Raw genomic sequence first — 12836 nt, forward strand, 5'->3', positions numbered from 1 at the left:
AAATGCGGCATCAAACCGCCGCCCGCACTGCCAAAAGAGCGCCTCGGGTTCAGCGATGTGGTGGCAGATGCCGACGGTATTCTCCGCCGCCACTTGCTGTTTATGCAGCCGCACAGCAGCGATCCTTGTACTACAGAGCACTCTTTGAGCGCGAGGGCTGCCCTCCATTACCTAGCAGCCAAAGGCATCAAACCGGAACCTCTTCCCAGAGATAAGATAAGGCTGGGTAATGCAGTTTTTGCACCGATTCACGGCAGTACAGGTGCTTATCAAAACTTGGACGATCGCGGTTTTCAAATGATGCTCAATTACCGACAACCCAAAAATTTTATTCGCCGAGTCATGCTGGCCGAACTGTTAGAAGGAAAAGTCAATCCCAATTGGATAAAAGACCGAATTATCTTTATTGGCGTGACGGCTCCGATTTCCAATCCCGATTATTTTTTGACGCCCTACAGTGCGGGAGAATCGCCTTCCCAGAAAATGCCGGGGGTATTAATTCAAGCGCAAATGTCGAGTCAAATTATCAGCGCTGTTTTGGATCGGCGCCCGCTGCTGCAAATTGCTCCTGAATGGGCTCAAATGCTCTGGATTGTGGGTTGTGCAGCAGTTGGTAGCGCGATTGCGATTGTCAGCCGACGCAGGCTGCACGCGGTGTCGGGGGCGATCGCATCTGTGGGGATTTTGTGCGGGGTTTGCTGGTTTTTGCTAATCGGGGGCTGGTGGGTGCCTTTGGTACCCTCAGCTTTGGCAATGGTAGAAGCGGGTTTAATTGCGATCGTTTTTACTTTTCGGCCGAAATGACAATATCAATTGGCAATCGTTAGATGACATCGCCAACAAATAATCTCCAGCCGTTGGAAAGATGTAGGGGTGGAGCATTTGGGCGACAATTCATGTTTCCCACCTTGGATTTTATGCCCAAATGCTTCACGCTCCCCAGGCTATTCAATTAGAAACTAAGTAGGTAGGCAAGATTAAACCGAATAATATAACACTATGTAAACAGGTTTAAGTTAGCCAGTAGAGAGCATTTGGAAACTTTGCCCTCGTTTACATAGGGGCGTTTTTTGGCGCCGACTTACTTAGAAGAGATTTTGGTGAAAAACCCGGTTTCTGCGTAACTCCGCAATTTTGAGAAATCGGGTTGATCGCGAGGAAGCATCTCATATTTGTAAAAACACTTCTTCTGGCTCCTTCCTTCTGACTCTTTCCTCCTAGCTCCTGGCTCCCAACTCCAATTTCTAGCTTGGCTGCTTTCCTTGAGATGATCCCGATCGCGATCGGCTATTTTTGGTTATTTTGCTGGTGCAGATAGTTGTTAATCGCTTTAGCGATTTTTGCTTGCTGGTATGGGTTCATCGTGCGGGGTAGGGAGATGCGAGAGCCTCCACAAACTAACAGTCTAACTTCGTACCAAATGTCATGATCCCGATCTTTTGTTCGATCGACTTCCACGCCATAAATTTCGCACAGAGAGTATTCCATTACTTTACGTGCCAACAAACCCCGCTGTTTAACAGTCAAGGTATTTAAAGTTTCATCGAAGCTGTAAGTTTCATTATTTCTCAAGACGATCACTGCGATTCCTGCAAGCAAAAATATGCCTCCTGTCCATCCCAACCAGTGATCGTATTGGCTTAAGCGCAGCAATCGATCTTTGGCATTTTTAACATAAAAATTGATTTCAGAAGCCACAGCGTCTTGGGTTCCCCAATTAGTGGAGTTAGCAGTGAAAGGAACATTGCCAACAGAAGTCAAAAGTACAACTCTGGTTTTATAGCCGCATCTTTCAACTTTAGCTCCCTGCAAAGAACCAAGCTCAATTTCTTTGATGTTCGACCCCAGTAAATTCGATCGCACAATCTGACAATTTCCTTGTTTTGCCTGCAATCGCTGGCAGCTCAGGGTGGCTGCATGATAGTCAAAAGTCAGCGATATCAGTCCAACTGCCATGAATAAACAACTAGGGAGCCAAAAATCAAATATGCTTTGAGTCTGAATTATTAATTCACTTGCTGTTTGCTGGATTATTTTCATTTATCTCACCCTTTTATTCCAAAAATGAGGCTAAGTAGGTAGGCGCTGTAAAACACAATTATGTAAACGGCTGTAAAGTATTCAAATGCCCTAAGCGTGGCTAAGTTAGCCCTGTTTACATACAGTTACATAGCTGTGTTTAATCCCGCTTACCTACTTACCTTGTTATTGCGATCGATCGGAGCGAAAGTGTAACCGTCTCCGTGAGTAGTTTGAATAAAATTCGGAACAGCCGAATCGACTTTAGCCAGTTTCCTGCGAATCATACGGATATACACGTCCGCCACTTGCTCGTCTCGTGGGTCATTGCATTTCCATCCCCAAACTTTTTCGATTAGCTGTTGGCGGCTCCAGGCTTTACCTGGATAAGTTGCCAAAAAATACAAGAGTTGAAATTCTAAGGCCGTCAGAGCTAAAGTTTTCTCTTTCAATCTCACCTCCCTACTCATTAAATCGATCCCTAGTTCACGGAAGACAAGATTGCGCGGAGTGACAGTTTTCATCTCCCTCAACAAGATTTCTATTCTAACTGCCAAGTCCTCAAGACTGAACGGTTGGTCGATAAAATCATCAACACCTGCTTTTATGATGTTAATTCGATCTTCTTCGCCTGAACTGCTGCTGAAAATCACGACTAAAAAAACATTCTTCCGTTTCTGAATTTCTTGGCAAAGTTTAACGCCGATATTATCCGGCAAATTCCCATCCATAATTACGAGGACTGGGTTGAATTCCTCAAAGATTTCTAAAGCTGTTTTTCCGTCTGTGGCAGATTGTACTTGATATGTCTGATTCAGACAGCCGTAGATAAAATTGCCGACGGGGGCGTCATTCTGTACAACCCGAATTTTGGAATTTTGTTCGGTAGATATCGTCATAATTTTTGGCTCTCTTGTTAATGGTTCAAACTTTAGGAAATTGAGTAAGTAGGCTGTCTTTTGATTAGCCCCTCGATTCCCTATAGGGCGTGTTTTCTTTACCTGTAGATGCCCCCTTAGCTTGCCCCCTACTCAACCCCTACTCCATTTTTAAATGGGAGTACGAGGTGGGACAAGAGCGAATTAACTGGTTCCCACGCTCTACCTAGGAACCAGTCGTAATTATGATGATGATTCAATTAGCAATTACCCTGTCCCTGCGAGCGATCGGAGCGAAAGTGTAACCGTATCCCCGAACAGTTTGAATAAAATTCGGAACAGCGGCATCAACTTTAGCCATTTTCCTGCGAATTTGGCCGATATGCACGTCCACCACTCGCTCTTCTGCTGCATAATTGGATTTCCACCCCCAAACTTTTTCGATTAGCTGTTGGCGGCTGCAAGCTTTACCCGAATGAGAGGCCAAAAAACACAAGATTTCAAATTCTAAGGCTGTCAGGGTTAGAAGTTGCTCCTTCAATCTCACCTCCCTACTCAGTAAATCGATCGCTAATTGGCCGAAGACAAGGTTGGGCGGATTGACGGATCTCGCCCGCCTCAACAAGACTTCTACTCTAACTGCCAATTCTTCAAGACAGAACGGTTTGCACATAAAATCATCGGCACCTGCTTTCATGATTTTAATTCGATCTTCTTGGGCGGTGCGGCTGCTGAGAATCGCGACTAAAACATTAGTGCGCTTCTGCATTTCTTGGCAAAGTTTATAGCCGCTAATATCGGGTAAATTCCAATCCAAAATCACCAGGACTGGGTTAAATTCTTCAAAAATTTCGAGAGCAGTTTGGCCGTCGGCGGCAAATTGTACTTGATATGTTTGATTCAGAAAGCGGTAGATGAGAGTGCGAATGGGGGCGTCGTCCTCTACAACCAGAATTTTGGCTTTTCGATCGGCAGATATTGTCATAATTTTTGACTTTATTGTTAAGGGTGCAAAGTTAGGAAAGCGAGCAAGTGTATGAAAACACTCTTTATTGTTTAGTCCGCTGTGAGTGAACTAAAGTTTGTGCAGTAGGGGCAATCCCCCCGTGGTTGCCCCGATTGCGATCGCAAGCGTGACTTTTATGAAGAAATTAAATCGACACATGACTTATCGCTCCTGGCGCGATCGAGTTTCTGTGGAGCTTTCAGCGAAAAAACTAATTTTTTCGCTGTTTTGGCAATTTTTTACAAAATTTAACCAATTATGTTTCGCCGATCAGTGTGAAAGCCGCCCAATCTCTGGGATTGGGATGCTGCTGCATTGTCTCCAGCATGGCGTTTCGCAGGGCTTGAGCTTTGTTGCCTGTTCGATCGAGATTTTGATAAAATTTCACCATCAAATCGGCTGTAGGAGCATCTGGCACCGCCCACAAAGACACAATGACACTGGGCGTACCAGCCGAAATTAAAGCGCGAGACAAACCGATAACCCCGTCGCCGGTAATCCGCCCCATGCCGGTATTGCACGCACTCAAAACTACCAAATCCGCGTTGAGGTGCAGGTTCAAAATTTCCTCAGCAGTCAGCAAACCGCTATCGGTGCGATCGGGTGCAAGGGCGATCGCGCTGCCGAGCCCGCGAATGTTATCGAGCAATCCGTGGGTGGCCAAATGGACGATGCGGGCGTCTGACAACCGCTCAAGTACGGCGGCTTTGGTAGCGGATTTGCCCGTCAGGGCTTGGGTTTGGAATAATTGGGCGATCGCCTTGGCTTCGGTTTCTGAATGAGGCAGATCGCTTAACTGCTGTGGGGGTTTTCCCGCTACAAGAGAAACTTCGGGCATAGTCGGATTTCCTACTACTAAAATGTCCCCAACTAAATCAGAAATCTCTTGTCGTTTTTGGCTGGTTAATTCCAGAATTTGAATCGAAGGAGCAGTTAGAATAGTATGTTTTTCAATTAAGAATTTCCCCGCAGCATCTTGCAGGGCCGGAAAAGGAACGAAAAATACTTCGCCTTGAGGAATAAAGATAATTCGAGCTTCTGGATCTGTCGGCAATAAATCAGCAATCGGTTCGATTAGCAGTTGATGGAGTTTTTGCAAGCGCGGGTGATTTGTGCGGCTTGATTGCACTTTTGCTGTTACATCAATTGCAGGCCGGGGAATAGTCAATCCTGCGGGCAAAGAGGATTGCCAGAGCGAGAGAATGCTGTGAGTTTCATCAACAGATATGACTTGCCAAGGTTCCCAATTAGGGGCATCGTCGTGGAGTTTAACTAAATCGCCTGGGTCAATTTTTAGAGTAGGATTGAAGTCGCGATTCCTGATGCCGATCGCCTCGCGAGAGTCAGAAACCAAGTCTTTGAGCAGAGTATGTTGATAGTTGAGGTCAACTTGGCGAAATGCAATTTCACCCGTCGGCTGAATTACCCAAATAAAAAGTTCTTCTAAAAAAGAAATCGAATATTCCACAAAAGTTGCATTTTGTGCTTTAGCAATTTGTTTAATTTGCTCTATCGTAGGCGGCTTAATATTGGGTATCGCATCTGAATTAGCAGATAGCCTCGCAGTCAGTAACTCCACAAAAGCCCGCGCCCGCCCCCGCTCGGAAATTTCCAGCGCCTGTTCGGTTTTTGGCTGGGCGATCAGGGCTTTTTCTAGGTGGCGGTAAGTTGCTGCTTGGGTTTCAAAAATAGATACTTTAAAGTTATCGTGATTGCCCAATCTTCCCCGAAGTGACTCCCAAATTTGAATCGCGTCGCGGAGGAATGTTTCAGCTTCTGCAAACTTGCCAAAGTCAAATAAAGCGAGTCCTAAATTGTTGAGAGTTGCCCCTTTAGACGCCATTTCGCCGATCTCGCGCGCGATTTCTAAACTATGCTGGCTATATTCGATCGCCCGCTGGCATTGCCCCAAACAGCGGTAAGCATTGCCCAGATTTCGCCAGGAAGTCGCTTGCCCAGAGAGATCGCCGATTTCCTGCTGAATATCTAAAGACTGCTGGTAGTATTCGATCGCCCGCAAGTAACTACCCAAATTACTGTAAGCATTGCCCAGAGTAACCAACGAATAGGCTTCCCCATAACGGTTGTTGATTTTCTGCGCCAGAGTCAGGGACTCTTGAGAGCATTCGATCGCCTGTTGATGTTGCCCTAGGGAAATGTATGTCAGGCCCAAAGCGGTCAAGGAGTTCGCTTCTCTATGCTGAGAGTTGATTTTTCGCGCCATATCTAGGGACTCCTGCTGGCACTCGCTCGCCCGCTGGTATTCGCCCAGGGAATAATATGCACTCCCCAAATCGCGCCAGGAACTAGCTTCTCCGTGAGGATTGCGGATTTCTCCCTGAATATTTAGGCATTGCTGGTGGCACTCAATTGCTTGCAAATATTCCCCCAAAGCATCATAAATATTGCCTAAAGCATTTAAAGAATCAGCTTCCCCACTGCGGTTGCCAATGTCTCGCTGAATATTTAGCGACTGCTGGTGATAGTCAATTGCTTGCGAGTATTCCCCCCGCAAACGGTAAAAATTGCCTATATTGTTCAGAGAGTTCGCTTCTCCGTAGCGGTTGCCAGTGTCTCTATGAATATTTAGCGACTGCTGATAGTATACGAGCGTCTGCGAGTAGGTGTCCAGGGAACTTTTAGCACTATCTAAGAAGGAAGGTGCGGAGGGTAGTGGTCGGCGCCTTTCTACAATTCTCCTAATTTTCCTAATTTCATAAGGTGCGTACTTGAGTTTTGGTTCTCTGATCTTACTTAGGATTTCACTATATCGACGAGTTACCCTAATTTCCTTACTAACAGGAAACTGAATCGATCGGTAAATCAACAGCACATCTGCTGCCGATAGCGCCTGTTTGTAGAGCCGAACATCTCCTATATTGCCTTGAAAGGTGTTCTCAAAGGTGTTCTCAAAATCGTCTGATTGGCCACCAATAGTTAAGGGGATACTATTGCTGATAGAACCCTGTTGATATGTTGGGTTGAACCGGAAACCTACTTCCTTGCCATCGACATACCAGCGCCCTCCATCCGCTCGATCGCAATCCACAACAACCGCAACGTGATGCCATTCGCTATCGTTGACAACTGGCAAAGACGGAAGATCTTTTTCTTGGCGGTCGTCATAATAGTTTACCGAAATCCTCTCATCTGCTATTTGAAGGTTAATTCTGCCTCTATCAATAAAGAAAGACCAGCCCCGCAAAGGGCCGGAGTTTTTAATCCGCTGATCGATAATCGGGACAATACCGCAAGGGTCGTAGTTTTTAATCCGCTCCTTAAGAGCTTCGACATATTCCGTGCGAATCCACGCACAAATAGAAAAGTCTTCTTTGCCTATATCCAGTAAAGGAGTAACTGGGAAAGTAACGTAACCTCCGCTCAGCAGCAAACTTTCCTGCGGCCCGTTTGTGATAGTTCCATCGGTATGATGTGTTAGGGACTCTTTGTAGACATGGATATAGGATTCCGAATCACTCGAATACTCAATATAACGGCGAACGCTGTCAATTAGGCGTGCCGGAGGCAGGGCGGTTTCATTCTCACGAAAATCAGGCTTTTGTAGGGGCGGTGCCCCCGTACCCGCCCCCACCCCCAGACGATTGCACAGGCGTTTCAGACATGGGGGCAACCACGGGGGGATTGCCCTTACCGAAAATGAAACCGCCCTGCGTGCCGGAGGGAGTTCGGGGCAATCGCTCGCTATGTTGCCTGCTTCAAATGACCAATGGGCGATCGGCTCTGTATTGAAAGTGTTATAGACGCTTAATATTGAGTGTTTCATGGCTTAGTTGACTTAATTTTTGTGGAACAGGCATCTTGCCTGTTCCTGATGGGCGGGCTAATAAAAAGGCCACAAAAAAACTTACTCTTTGTGGAACAGGCAAGATGCCTGTTACGGTGGTGAAACTATCCCGTGCAGGCGCACAAACGGATGCTGCAATAAAGCCTCCCAGTCAGCATCCAAAGTCGCCAGAGAAGATATTTTCTCAAATCCAGATAGCTCTGCTAGCGCTTCATACCGCAAATCATTTTCAGCATAAATTAGCAGCCTCTCCTCTAAAGTAGCTGCCTGTAATTGGCTCAACAGTTTGCCGCGCAGTGCAACTAATTCTGTGAGAGTTTCGTACCACAAACCGTGTTTAGCCAACAGCAAAACGCGCTCCCTTAGAGATGCTGTTTCTAGCTGAACCAAAATTTCTGGTTTCATTTCCACCCGCTCCACCCACCCGTGGCGGGAGATATTCCCGTACAAAAAGCACCATTGATACTTCTTGCCAGTTTCCAGAGGAGGTGAATTGGGCGGCAAGGAAAAACTCGCAATTCCCGCTCCTTTTTCGAGCTCAAAAACTGTTCGGAAAACTACTTCTTGGTGTTCGTCACGCAGCACAAACTCAAAGGGAATATCATCCGGCAATGAAGCCGGCAAGTATAGCCAAAAAGTCGGATGTGCGATCGCTGTCAACCCAAAATTTGTAGCGGGAATCAAAGCTAAAAAGTTGTGAGGATCGCGGCTGCCTGCGTCTTTGCGATCGCCCGGTGCTCCGCGCGCGGGCGGATCGTATGCGAGTACCTGTGGCAGCAAATTCGGTTCCCCCGATGAATCAGCCAGCATCGCTGCCAATCCAGGTTGAACCATTGTTAAAGCAACAAGCACATTAAGCGCCGCCTGCTGTAGGAGCAGTTTTGTGACATTCATAAAATATCCGCCAAGTAGAGGTATAAAATCTCAGTTCGATTCAACTGCACCCTGAAAATAATCTTGCCAGATTTTTTATGCTAGCGTCTATAGTTTCGCGTAAATTTTTTAGTATATTTCCCTAATAAAATTCCGCGAAACTGGCTCCAGCAACCTCTACCTTAAAAATGAAACAACTCAACCCAAACCCATCGCATCATTTTCACATACTAATAATTTACCTTTCCCCTGATAATACCAAACATAACCCTCTCCACCGCCTTTGCCAAAATGACCTAATTTTCGATAATCTTCTTCAATCCCCTTGGTAAATCCTTTAACCAAATCGCAATCAGCTATCAAAGTTTCACCTTGTCTGAGTTCGACAACCTTAGCCGGTGAATTTGTAGCTGCTACAACAGTAGCTTTTTGTTCGCGCAAAGCTGTAACAGCAATTCTCCACCTACCGTCATTAGAAGCAGCCACTTGTCGGAATTTCAGTTTTTTAGCACCGATAACTACATTGTCCGAACAAAACTGAAATACACCATCATCAAACTCCCACTGCTCTGCATCCGAAAGGTCGATCGGCGTATAATGCAGGAAATGCCCTTTTTGTCTCGGTTCGAGCTTCACCGTACCAGTCCCTTGATATACGGGAGCGTTGTAGTCCATTTCCGTTGTCAAAGATACCCACATATCTTTTAAACGATTATCCGTTTTATAAACACCGGAAGTCAATTTCCCCATACACCAATGCAGCGCACCTTTTTGAACTATCACTCCCGAATTGTTCAAGTTAATTTCCGCTTGCTGAACCAACGGAATATTTTTAGTGGGATGGTAAAACTTGTTTGTTTCTTTATTGATGTTATTTTGGACGTACCACAAATCCGTTGGTTCCAAAAGCTTGATTTCGTATTTCATAATTGACCTCGCCTATTGACGTGAAATGTGTTAAACATTTTACCCAAGATTAGGAGCTGCCGCGCTCCCGGACTTATCTTGTCAAATTTATCTTTTGCAGACATCCTCTGCTACTGTTAAAGTATCTAGCTATCTTAGCAATAGCAGACAGCGCCCCTCCACAATTGTTGAGAAAAATTTATGCCGGCGATCGCACAATCTCCCAATTTACCCATTTTACAAGAAATCAACTCAGGATTACCCAATATTTGCGGCTCCGAAGCAGAAATTAATGCCGCAGCCAATAGCAACGAACCAATCTTTCTACCTACCACAAATCTGCGCCTGGAAAATATTCAAGCCGGATTCGCCTGCGCCTTGCATATGCACCAACCCACCATTCCTGCCGGTGCAAACGGCGAACTAATCTGCAATCTCCAGAATATGTTTGAACATCCCAACCAAGGAGATAACCACAACGCCGGAGTGTTTGCTTGGTGCTATTCCCGCATGGGAGAATTCATTCCCCAACTGATTGCCGAAGGCTGCAACCCGCGAATTATGCTCGACTATTCGGGCAACTTATTGTGGGGATTGCGCCAAATGGGACGCGACGATATCTTTGATAATCTCAAGCGGATTACCTGCGATCCTCAATATCAACCCCACGTAGAATGGCTGGGGACAATGTGGAGTCACGCCGTCATTCCTTCAACTCCCATTCCCGACATCAAACTCCAAATTCAAGCATGGCAACATCATTTTGCGGCAATTTTTGGCTTGGATGCCCTGAAGCGCGTTAAAGGTTTTTCGCCTCCAGAAATGCACTTTCCCAATCACCCTGATACACTTTACGAATACATCAAAGCTTTGAAAGAATGCGGCTATCGCTGGCTGATGGTGCAAGAACATTCGGTAGAAAATCCCGACGGTTCGGGATTGTCGCAAGACCAAAAATATATTCCCAACCGTTTAGTTGCCCGCAATTCTCGCGGCGAAACAATTAGCATCACTGCTTTCATTAAAACCCAAGGATCAGATACGAAATTGGTGGGTCAAATGCAGCCGTATTACGAAGCAAAAGGACGCAATAAACAGCAAATTGGCAATGTCACAGTTCCTTCTTTAGTTACTCAGATTGCCGACGGCGAAAATGGCGGCGTGATGATGAATGAATTCCCCAGCGCCTTTGTCAAAGCTTGGCACGAAAACCGCGAACAAGGCGGCGGAAAATCCGGTGTTGTTGGTTTAAACGGCACTGAATATTTGGAGATAATTGAAGCGGCGGGTGTTAATCCTGATGATTATCCGATTTGTCAAGGGGTTAACCAGCACAAAATCTGGCACCTAGTCGATCCTGATAATGCGACGCCGGAAAAAGTGGAAAGTGCGATCGCCCAACTCAAGCAAACCGACCATAATTTTCACATGGATGGTGCTTCTTGGACTAACGATTTGAGTTGGGTGAAAGGCTACGAAAATGTCTTGGAACCGATGAATCTACTCAGCGCTGCATTTCACAAAAAATACGACCCGCTAGTGCACCAAGATGCCACCGTTACCAAGCAGTTTGAATACCAACAAGCTTTGCTTTACAATTTGTTGGTGCAAACAAGCTGTTTCCGCTATTGGGGACAGGGAACTTGGACTGATTACGCGCGCGAACTTTACAACCGTGGCGCTGCTTTAATGAAGTAGCAGAATTTATTGTAGGGTGCCTCGGAAACAAACTGCTTGAGCCTCTTCAAATATCAGCGCTGAGACACCCTACATCTAGAAAACTTTATTGATAAAGAGAGGACTAAAGTCCTCACTAAAAACACGAATTTACCAATTACTGTCTACATTTCCTGCATCAGCCGCAAATAGTTTTGCCGCATCTGCGTCATATTTTCCATCATTCTATTAGCCATATCTTTCTCCACATCGCTCATTTGCTGCCAAAATAAAGCCGATCGCCTCGCCATAATTGCCTCTTCCCACAGCATCTCCAAAAGTTGCGCCGCCATTGGGTTTTCAGCATCGATAATCCCACACAATTGCTGGAAAGCCCGGTTGGCTTCGGTGTGACTACCAACATCCTGAGCCAGCGTCAGGCATTTTTTGAGTTGTACGATCGGATTTTCAGAAGAGTAAGCCATAATTTCACTAAGATAAGCGACAAAATTTACACTGATACCTTTGACATTACTAGAGTTGTGACACAGCGGTAGAGTTCCCTACATACCACCGCCAAGGCAAATCAATTCCTTGAGAAATCCCGATCCGCGTAGTTTGCACAAAATTTATTGTACCCTCCTCCACAGCTTGCTGAAAGTGCTCGCTCCGGTGTTCCAACCGCAGCGGTTGGCCTGCACCCAAGGGAAAACCGCTTAAAGTTCGATCGATATCAAGCACCTTACACAGTTTCCCAGGCCCGGCGGCGAGGCGCGATCGCTTCTTCTCAGGAATTGCAGCGAATTCTTGGGGAACCACATCTACCTGCAACGCTCGAATCAGCACAGCACTAGCAACTCCCTCTGCATCCGTCACCACGTTAAAACAGTGATACATCCCGTAGATTAAGTAAACGTAGCTCATACCCGGAGGCCCGAACATCACCTCATTGCGAGAAGTGCGCTGTCGATAAGCGTGACAAGCGGGATCTCCTGGGCCGTAAGCTTCGGTTTCGACAATCATTCCCCTAATTGTCTCGCCGTCCGGAAATTGCCGCACCAGAGTACAGCCCAGCAAATCTGGCGCTACGCTGGTAGATGGCCGCGCCAGCCAAAAAGATTCTACAATCTGAGTATTTGCACTCACTCAACAACAGCAGGTAAATTATGGACGTTAAGTTAGTTTTAGCAGTCTTGACAGCAGTTTTCACCGTTTGCTGTCTGTTCTTCGGCACAAAAAACGGGTTCTACGATACTGACAAGTATCACGGCAACGGTTCTGCTCACTAATTTTAGGCGTGCAGTTAGTTGCTTAAAAAACCGCTGCCTGTTTGTCAGGCGGCGGTTTTCTTTCGATTTAATAGATATAAACATTATTTGCTAGTCTTACTAAGGATGAATTGTGCCATTTGGCATTTGAGCTTCTTGCAAGCTAGCATTTGAGAAGTCAGCGCACCCCATGAGATTGAAACGCATTGTCGCTCCTCTATGCGTTGCTTTCATTTTGAAACCTACTACTGAATTTTGGTAGTGGCCAAGAAGTAATGATGGTAAGATAGTAGCCTTGATAAGTTTTTTGTCAACTATGCCGAATTGTCCCGTTTGCTCTTCTGCCCGAATCGTGAAAAACGGTCATATTCACACGGGAAAACAAAGATTCAAATGTTACGAGTGTGGTCGGCAATTTGTCGAGA

12 protein-coding genes are annotated in these 12836 nt (G+C 46.0%); 4 read left to right on the forward strand and 8 right to left on the reverse strand.

The genetic code is table 11. The features are described from left to right. Positions 1 to 804, forward strand: an 804-nt coding sequence (locus tag QUA38_RS22255; protein WP_333165660.1) for a CHASE2 domain-containing protein, incomplete at its 5' end; no start/stop codon positions are given. Positions 805 to 1287: 483 nt separating this feature from the next. Here QUA38_RS22255 and QUA38_RS22260 read toward each other — a convergent pair. The 6 genes from QUA38_RS22260 to QUA38_RS22285 form a co-directional block, all read right to left on the reverse strand. Continuing rightward, a complete protein-coding gene (locus tag QUA38_RS22260) occupies positions 1288 to 1956 on the reverse strand; it encodes a hypothetical protein (RefSeq protein ID WP_333165662.1) in 669 nt (222 codons plus the stop codon). Between the two features lie 233 nt (positions 1957 to 2189). Continuing rightward, a complete protein-coding gene (locus QUA38_RS22265; protein WP_333165663.1) occupies positions 2190 to 2918 on the reverse strand; it encodes a response regulator transcription factor in 729 nt (242 codons plus the stop codon). A gap of 235 nt (positions 2919 to 3153) precedes the next feature. Beyond that, positions 3154 to 3882 (reverse strand): response regulator transcription factor, encoded by a 729-nt coding sequence (locus QUA38_RS22270; RefSeq protein WP_333165665.1) that lies wholly within the window; start codon positions 3880 to 3882, stop codon positions 3154 to 3156. A gap of 277 nt (positions 3883 to 4159) precedes the next feature. Beyond that, positions 4160 to 7687, reverse strand: coding sequence for a CHAT domain-containing protein (locus tag QUA38_RS22275; RefSeq protein ID WP_333165667.1), 3528 nt, complete (start codon positions 7685 to 7687; stop codon positions 4160 to 4162). A gap of 111 nt (positions 7688 to 7798) precedes the next feature. Beyond that, the gene (locus QUA38_RS22280; RefSeq protein ID WP_333165669.1) at positions 7799 to 8602 is read right to left on the reverse strand and encodes a DUF928 domain-containing protein; all 804 of its coding nucleotides are present in this window, start codon (positions 8600 to 8602) and stop codon (positions 7799 to 7801) included. Positions 8603 to 8779: 177 nt separating this feature from the next. Next, positions 8780 to 9508, reverse strand: coding sequence for an AIM24 family protein (locus QUA38_RS22285; RefSeq protein ID WP_333165672.1), 729 nt, complete (start codon positions 9506 to 9508; stop codon positions 8780 to 8782). 180 nt (positions 9509 to 9688) lie between these two features. Here QUA38_RS22285 and QUA38_RS22290 point away from each other — a divergent pair, with 180 nt between their 5' ends. After that, positions 9689 to 11185, forward strand: a complete 1497-nt coding sequence (locus tag QUA38_RS22290; RefSeq protein ID WP_333165675.1) for a glycosyl hydrolase family 57 — start codon at positions 9689 to 9691, stop codon at positions 11183 to 11185. A gap of 143 nt (positions 11186 to 11328) precedes the next feature. On the opposite strand, the gene QUA38_RS22295 is transcribed toward QUA38_RS22290, so the two are convergent. Together QUA38_RS22295 and QUA38_RS22300 are read right to left on the reverse strand one after the other, a co-directional pair. Continuing rightward, positions 11329 to 11628 (reverse strand): hypothetical protein, encoded by a 300-nt coding sequence (locus QUA38_RS22295; RefSeq protein ID WP_333050161.1) that lies wholly within the window; start codon positions 11626 to 11628, stop codon positions 11329 to 11331. A 49-nt stretch (positions 11629 to 11677) separates the two neighbouring features. Then, a complete protein-coding gene (locus QUA38_RS22300; protein ID WP_333165677.1) occupies positions 11678 to 12289 on the reverse strand; it encodes a DNA-3-methyladenine glycosylase in 612 nt (203 codons plus the stop codon). Between the two features lie 20 nt (positions 12290 to 12309). Here QUA38_RS22300 and QUA38_RS22305 point away from each other — a divergent pair, with 20 nt between their 5' ends. After that, positions 12310 to 12432 carry a hypothetical protein gene (locus QUA38_RS22305; protein WP_006633228.1) on the forward strand — a complete coding sequence of 41 codons (123 nt, stop codon included), beginning with the start codon at positions 12310 to 12312 and terminating at the stop codon, positions 12430 to 12432. 295 nt (positions 12433 to 12727) lie between these two features. Next, positions 12728 to 12836: IS1/IS1595 family N-terminal zinc-binding domain-containing protein (locus tag QUA38_RS22310; RefSeq protein ID WP_333165679.1), on the forward strand; the 109-nt coding region annotated here is incomplete at its 3' end.

Source organism: Microcoleus sp. Pol12B4, assembly GCF_036701385.1.
Taxonomy (GTDB): Bacteria; Cyanobacteriota; Cyanobacteriia; order Cyanobacteriales; family Microcoleaceae; genus Microcoleus.

Bases quoted from the DNA above. Each gene is read 5' to 3' on its own strand.
- QUA38_RS22260 (WP_333165662.1), bottom strand. From the start codon at position 1,956: ATGGCAGTTGGACTGATATCGCTGACTTTTGACTATCATGCAGCCACC.
- QUA38_RS22265 (WP_333165663.1), bottom strand. From the start codon at position 2,918: ATGACGATATCTACCGAACAAAATTCCAAAATTCGGGTTGTACAGAAT.
- QUA38_RS22270 (WP_333165665.1), bottom strand. From the start codon at position 3,882: ATGACAATATCTGCCGATCGAAAAGCCAAAATTCTGGTTGTAGAGGAC.
- QUA38_RS22275 (WP_333165667.1), bottom strand. From the start codon at position 7,687: ATGAAACACTCAATATTAAGCGTCTATAACACTTTCAATACAGAGCCG.
- QUA38_RS22280 (WP_333165669.1), bottom strand. From the start codon at position 8,602: ATGAATGTCACAAAACTGCTCCTACAGCAGGCGGCGCTTAATGTGCTT.
- QUA38_RS22285 (WP_333165672.1), bottom strand. From the start codon at position 9,508: ATGAAATACGAAATCAAGCTTTTGGAACCAACGGATTTGTGGTACGTC.
- QUA38_RS22290 (WP_333165675.1), top strand. From the start codon at position 9,689: ATGCCGGCGATCGCACAATCTCCCAATTTACCCATTTTACAAGAAATC.
- QUA38_RS22295 (WP_333050161.1), bottom strand. From the start codon at position 11,628: ATGGCTTACTCTTCTGAAAATCCGATCGTACAACTCAAAAAATGCCTG.
- QUA38_RS22305 (WP_006633228.1), top strand. From the start codon at position 12,310: ATGGACGTTAAGTTAGTTTTAGCAGTCTTGACAGCAGTTTTCACCGTT.